The following is a 4,152-nucleotide window of genomic DNA, read 5'->3' on the forward strand; positions in this document are numbered from 1 at the left end:
CCGAGCTTGCTGCCGCCGATGCCGCCAAGGATTTCGGCATCGCCGCTGTCGAGTACAAAGTGCCGAGCGAATGGAAACTGGAGGCGCAGACTGAGCTCCTGGAAAGCCTTGCGGCACAGGGCACCAATGGCTTTGGCGTGTTTCCGGGTGACGCAGTCGGCGTCAACGCCATAGTGTCGGAAATGAAGAGCAACGGCATTCCCTCGGTGGCACTGGGCGGCTGCGCGCAGGATCCGACCGATGTCGGCCTTTGCCTGGCGACCGATGTTTCGCAGTCGGCCTATCTCGGCACCAAGGCGCTGATCGAGGCCATGGGTGGAAAGGGCACGATCGTTCATCTGGCAGGCCTGCTCGTCGACCCGAACACGACGCTGCGCGTCAAGGCGGTCGAAAAGGCCGTCGGCGAGACGAATGGCGCCGTCACGCTTCTGCAGACGGTCGGCGACACCGACAGCCAGGAACAGGGCGACCAGAAGATCAATGCCCTGCTTGCCGCGCAAAAGGACAAGATCAACGGCCTGATCGCCACCGGCTATATTTCCTCGGTGGTGGCTGCGACCGCGCTCAAGAACCTTGGCGACAAGAAGATCAAGCTTGTCGGCATCGACGATGACAAGATCATCCTTGACGGCATCCGCGACGGTTTCGTTGCCGGCACCATGGCGCAGAACCCCTATGGCCAGGCCTATATCGGCGCCTATGTGCTCGACCAGATGACAGCAGGCTGCAGCGTGAAGGCGGACGCCCCTTGGATCGCCACACCTCAGACGGCGCATTTCGTCGATTCCGGCACGCTGCTGATCTCGGAAAAGAACGTCGACAGCTACAAGGACGATCTGAAGGCGCTGACGAAGAAACTGCAGGGGAGTTTCAAGGACACCTACCTCTCCTGCAAATAACGAGAACGGCGCGGGGTCGAATCTGCCCTGCGCCCGATCATTCCTGTTCCACGAGACCGGTCATCCCAGCGAATGGCACCCATTGACAATGATAGCCCCGTCCCAGATGCAGGCAGACACAGCCTGCTGGGATTGCTGACCAGGGGGCCGGCGCAGCTCGGCCTGCTGATCATCCTCCTGATCCTGTGGGCCGTCTTCACCAGTCTGGCGCCGGGCTTCCTGTCGCGCTTCAACCTGAATTCCATGGGCCGGTCGGTCGCGATCGATGTCGTCGTCGGTTTCGCGCAGATGGTAGTGCTGGCGACCGGCGGCATGAACCTTTCCGTTGGCGCGATCGGCGTCTGCTCCGTCATGGCTGCGGGTTATCTGATGCAGACGGCAGGCCTGCCCATTCCGGTTGCGATCATCCTGACGCTCGCATTCGGCGGCCTTCTCGGCGCGCTGAATGGGATTGCGATCGTCAAGACCGGCGTTAACAGCTTCATCGTCACGCTCGCCAGCGCCAGCCTGTTTTCCGGCGGCATGCTGATCTTCACCAAGGGCGTGCCGCTGAACGGGTTGCCGGCGAGTTTCGGCGCCTTCGGCCGCAGCGGCATCGGCCCGGTGCCGTCGCTCGCGGTCGTAGCACTTTTCATCGGCGCCCTGCTCTACATCCTCTTCAAGCATACTGTGCTCGGCCGGCAGATCCTGGCCGTTGGTGCCAATGCGCGCACGACGGAAATGTCGGGCGTCCCCGTCGGACGGATTACCGTCTTCGTACATGTGCTCTCGGGAATGCTGGCCGCAGCAGCAGCCTTGATGCTGACGTCACGACTGTCAGCGGCCATGCCCGGCGTTGCCGGCGACGATTGGCTGCTGCCCTCTTTCCTTGCCCCCGTCATCGGCGGCACGGCGCTTGCCGGCGGAATGGTGTCGGTCATCGGTACGATCCTCGGTGCGATGCTGGTCGCAACCATCCGCAGCGGCCTGCTGGTATTGCAGGTCGGGAATTTCTGGCTGCAGCTCTTCCTCGGCATCTTCCTGCTCTCGGCGATCCTGTTCGAACGCTACCGGACGAAGCTCGCCATCCGCGAACAGACGAGGCGCGCATGAAGACGCTGATTTCCCTTGCCGCAAGGACACAATGGTCCGGCATCCTGGTCGGCGTCATCGCCGGCGGCATCGCGCTCGCCTTCGCCTCCCCCGCCTTCATGACGGAATTCAATTGGTTCGTCATGCTGCGCAGCATTTGCGTATCGCTGCTCGTCGCCTTCAGCCAGATGGTCATGCTGGGCGTCGGCCAGATGAACCTTTCCGTCGGGGCGCTCGGCGGGCTCGTCGCTGTCGTGACCGGCGGGCTTATGGATGTCTGGGGATTGCCGGCCATCGTCGCGATCATTATCGGCATCGCCTTCGGCGGCCTTGCCGGTTTTATCAATGGCTGGCTGACGGTGCGCACCGGCATCAACGGCTTCATCGTCACACTCGCGACCGGATCGGCCTTTGCCGGCATCAATCTCGGCATCACCAAGGCCATTCCCTTCTACAATTTGTCGCCGGCCTTCGTCGCCTTCGGCAATGGACGTTTGGGTCCCTTCCCGCTGCTGCTCATCGTGCCCCTGGTGGTGACAGTGCTGCTCGTCATTTTCTTTGCCCGCACGGTCGAGGGACGCTACATGCTGGCGGTCGGCGGCAACAGCCATGCAGCGGAACTGTCGGGCATTTCCGTTGCCCGCGCCACCATCATGGCGCATGTGCTTTCCGGCCTGCTGGCGGCAACTGCCGGCGTGCTCGCCGTCGCCCAGCTCGGTTCGGCACAGCCGACGATCGGCGCGGACTGGGTGGTCATTTCCTTTGCGGCACCAATCATCGGCGGTGCAAGCTTGGCCGGCGGCTCGATCTCCATCCTCGGCACCCTCATCGCCGTGTTGCTGGTCGGGCTGATCCAGAATGCCATGGTGCTGCTGGCGGTCGATCCCTACTGGGTCACCTTCCTGCTCGGCGCGCTGATCCTCACCGCCGTCTGGATCAACCGCTATCGCGCAGTCCGGGTCGGGGAGGATTGAGATGGCACTCGTTCTCGACCGGATCGGCAAATCCTTCCCGGGTGTCCGGGCGCTCAACAATGCGTCTCTGACCCTCAATGGCGGCGAGATCCATGCGCTGATGGGCGAAAACGGCGCCGGCAAATCAACGCTGATCAAGATCATCACCGGCGTCCATCGGCCAGACAGCGGGACAGTGATGCTGGACGGCGCGCCTCTATCCCTCTCCTCGCCCCGCGATGCAATCGCCCTCGGAATTTCGGCGGTGCATCAGGAGCGTAACCTGATCCCTCGCTTCTCGGTGGCCGAAAACATTCTCCTGGAAGGGTTGCCGGTTCGAAACGGCCTCGTCGATTTTCGCCGTGCCAACGAACAGGCGCACGAACACCTTCGCAAGGTCGGCCTCGGTGTCGATCCGGCAATCGAAGTGCGTCGCCTCAGCGTCGCCCAGATGCAGATGGTGGAGATTGCCAAGGCGCTCAGCCACCAGGCCAAGGTTCTGCTGCTCGACGAGCCGACGGCATCGATCACCGATGCCGAGACCGAAATCCTCTTCAGGCTCCTGCGACAACTGCGTGATCAGGGAACGGCGATCCTCTTTGTCAGCCACAAGCTCGAAGAGGTCTTGAGCCTTTGCGACCGGGTTACGGTTCTGCGCGACGGCGAAACAACGCTGCGTGGCGCTCCGATGGCCGGCATGACACGGCAGACGCTGATCGAGGCGATGATTGGCCGCGCGGAGCGGCCGGTGATCGCCCGCTCCGGCAAGCCGCAGAAGGGCGCGCCGAAGATCGAGCTTCGCGATATCGCGACAGCTGCCGGCCACGGCAATATCTCCTTTTCGCTTCGCCGCGGTGAAATCCTCGGCCTCTACGGCCTCGTCGGCGCCGGCCGCACTGAGCTCGCCCGCGCTATCATCGGCAAGGACAAGCTTACGTCAGGCACGGTTCTGATCGACGGCAAACCGGTGCGCATCGGCTCGGTGGAGAAGGCGATAAAGCGCTTCCGCATGGGCTATGTCAGCGAAGACAGGAAACACGAGGGCGTCATCCTCGCCCATCCGATCCGTTCGAATATTGCGATGACCGTCTGGGGCAAGATCGCCTCGACCTTCGGGCTGATCGGCGCCCGCCAGGAGCGCAGGACCGCCGCACCACTTGCCCGGCAGCTGGAAATCCGCACGCCCAATCTCGAACAGCTCGTCGGCAATCTTTCGGGCGGCAATCAGC

Annotated in this window: 4 protein-coding genes; all 4 read left to right on the top strand. The window is 62.9% G+C overall.

The genetic code is table 11. The features are described from left to right. Window positions 1-899 (top strand): sugar ABC transporter substrate-binding protein (locus tag PMI11_RS15555; RefSeq protein WP_007818565.1); only part of this gene is annotated, 899 nt, incomplete at its 5' end. Between the two features lie 72 nt (window positions 900-971). Next, a complete protein-coding gene (locus tag PMI11_RS15560) occupies window positions 972-1,991 on the top strand; it encodes an ABC transporter permease (protein ID WP_007818567.1) in 1,020 nt (339 codons plus the stop codon). Continuing rightward, window positions 1,988-2,944, top strand: a complete 957-nt coding sequence (locus tag PMI11_RS15565; RefSeq protein ID WP_007818569.1) for an ABC transporter permease — start codon at window positions 1,988-1,990, stop codon at window positions 2,942-2,944. Before PMI11_RS15560 ends, PMI11_RS15565 begins: the two co-directional genes overlap by 4 nt. A 1-nt stretch (window position 2,945) precedes the next feature. After that, window positions 2,946-4,152, top strand: a 1,207-nt coding sequence (locus tag PMI11_RS15570) for a sugar ABC transporter ATP-binding protein (protein WP_007818571.1), incomplete at its 3' end; no start/stop codon positions are given.

Origin of the sequence: Rhizobium sp. CF142, assembly GCF_000281145.1 — a bacterium.
Classification (GTDB): Bacteria; Pseudomonadota; Alphaproteobacteria; order Rhizobiales; family Rhizobiaceae; genus Rhizobium.

Coding starts and splice junctions, on each gene's coding strand:
- PMI11_RS15560 (WP_007818567.1), top strand. CDS start 972: ATGGCACCCATTGACAATGATAGCCCCGTCCCAGATGCAGGCAGACAC.
- PMI11_RS15565 (WP_007818569.1), top strand. CDS start 1,988: ATGAAGACGCTGATTTCCCTTGCCGCAAGGACACAATGGTCCGGCATC.